The following is a 2,095-nucleotide window of genomic DNA, read 5'->3' as shown; positions in this document are numbered from 1 at the left end:
TAATAGCCCACAATGCCAACGACGAATTTGCTGCCGATGAGACCGTGTATCTGCCGCAAAGAGTACTAAAATCGCAAGAGAAAATCAGCGAGCTAGCCGCAGACGAGACGACTAATGGGCAAAATTTAAGCCAAGTGCAAGCCGCCCAAAGCGAAGCGGCTGAATCCGAGCGCAAATTTGAGGGCGCGAGCCATGAAGCCGTGCTAGGCCAAAGCGACGAGGAGGCCGAAGCGCTAGAATACGGCAAAGCTCTAGCTCAAATCCCCGAAAACTTAAAGCGCAGATATCAGATTCATCTTTTGGTTAGATTTGCCTTCGTGAGCTTTGCGGCGATGGCTTTTTTGATTATATCTTCAAACCCCAACAAGGGATTATCTGGAGCGTTCATAGTTAGCACCATTTGCATAGGTGCATTTTTTGCTTCGGGGCGCAGGTATAGCAAACTTTTTGTCGAAAATACCGAAAAAAGCAATAGGATTTTCGCGATAGAAAATTTTGCGATCATGACGCTGGTTTTATACTATCCTGTCGGCTCACTGTTTTTGGAAGGCAAGGCTGTTCATAGAGACGCATCGGCATTAATTTTTGTCTATCTATATATACCGCTGATACCGATATTGTTGATAACGACCGTTGTTTGTCTGGCTCGCAACTTGAGCTTTTACAAGGAAATAAAATAGTGAAATTTAAAGGCGGAGCTAAATTTGACGTTCAAACTTGCAAATAAAAAAGTAGAAAATAGAGCAGGGCGGCTAAACTAACCGCCCGAATTTAGCGCAAATTTAAGTCCTAAGCCGCATCAAATTTGCCGTGTAAGCAGATCAGATAGGTAGGACGCGGATATTTGGGCTGAGGTTTTCTTGAAGCACGTTTTCGATCGCGTATAGCGTGCCGGTCGCACCGCTCGCGCAGCCGCTGCAAGCGCCCATATATCTGATATAGACGTCAAATTTGCCCTCGGCGTCTTTTTGCAGATCGAGGATCTCCATATTACCGCCGTCCATCATCAGCATCGGGCGGATCTCTCTGTCGATGACGCTCTCGATGGCTTTTAGCTGGCCCACGACGGTCATGCTCTCAAAGCTCACGTCGTCAAATTTGCCAGAAACTTGCGCGTCGATGACGGCTTGCTTTTTCTCCTGCTCCATCTCGGCTCTGGTGTCTGCGAGGATGTCCACGAGATAATACTCGCGCTTTTCGTGTCCGCCCGGGCGCACGCAGGATTTGCAAAAGGCGCCTGCTTTGGTGTATTGCGTGATCTCCTCGACCGTGTGTAGGTCGTTTAGGCGGATGACCTCTTTGATCGTGCCTAGGCTCACGCGCGCGCACTCGCACACGATGATCTCGTCCTCGAAATGCTCAGGATCTACACCCTTGTACTGCGCCGCTGCGGCCTTGATAACGTCGTAGGCCATGACCGAACAGTGCATCTTTTGCGGCGGGACGGCTGGGACGTCGGGCGTGTCGCGCATGGCTTTTTCCACGTCGATGTTGGTGATTTTGACCGCTTCGTCCACGGTCTTGCCGACGCAAAGCTCGGCCATCGTATCGGAGCTCGCCACCGCCGTGCCGCAGCCAAAGCTTTTAAATTTAGCGTCCATGATGCGGTCGGTTTTCTCGTCCACGAGCCAGTATAGCCTCACCGCGTCGCCGCAGCTCTCTGCGCCAAAGTCCGCCACGATGAGCTTGCCGCCTCTTGCTTTTGCCTCGTCCTCGGTGATCTCGCCCATAAATTTGGGGTTGTTCATGCGGTCTTGGACGTTTTGGGAGTATTCGTCCCAGATGGAGCCGCCTATTAGATTATTTTTTGCCATTTTATTTCCTTTTTAGAGGCGTTGTCTCGCGAGCGTCTTTGAATGAGCTTGCAAAAATATCGCTGCGGCAACCTATTTGGTTAGCCTTGCTCATTTTTGCTTCACAACATTCAAATCCATCTCGCGATACTGCCGCCCGCTTCCTTTTAAATTTAACTCAAATTTGGGCTTTTAAAAACCCAAATTTGAACCAAATTTATGAAATTTAAATTGTTAAGGCAAAGTATTTTGAGATGAATTTGAATGTTGTGCGGAAATTTGCGTCCCAAGGCTAGACATAT

2 protein-coding genes are annotated in these 2,095 nt (G+C 48.9%); one reads left to right on the top strand and one right to left on the bottom strand.

All coding sequences use genetic code 11. The annotated features are described in order from the left end of the window. On the top strand, positions 1 to 680 hold a 680-nt coding region (locus Q0338_RS10360; protein WP_298086653.1), incomplete at its 5' end, for a hypothetical protein. A 141-nt stretch (positions 681 to 821) separates the two neighbouring features. Here Q0338_RS10360 and Q0338_RS10355 read toward each other — a convergent pair. Further along, the gene (locus tag Q0338_RS10355) at positions 822 to 1,814 is read right to left on the bottom strand and encodes an iron-sulfur cluster assembly scaffold protein (protein ID WP_298086652.1); all 993 of its coding nucleotides are present in this window, start codon (positions 1,812 to 1,814) and stop codon (positions 822 to 824) included. Positions 1,815 to 2,095: the final 281 nt, after the last annotated feature.

It is taken from the genome of uncultured Campylobacter sp., from assembly GCF_938018145.1.
Lineage (GTDB): Bacteria > Campylobacterota > Campylobacteria > Campylobacterales > Campylobacteraceae > Campylobacter_A.
Note: the sequence above shows the minus strand (reverse complement) of the source record. Positions and strands in the feature narration are given on the sequence as shown.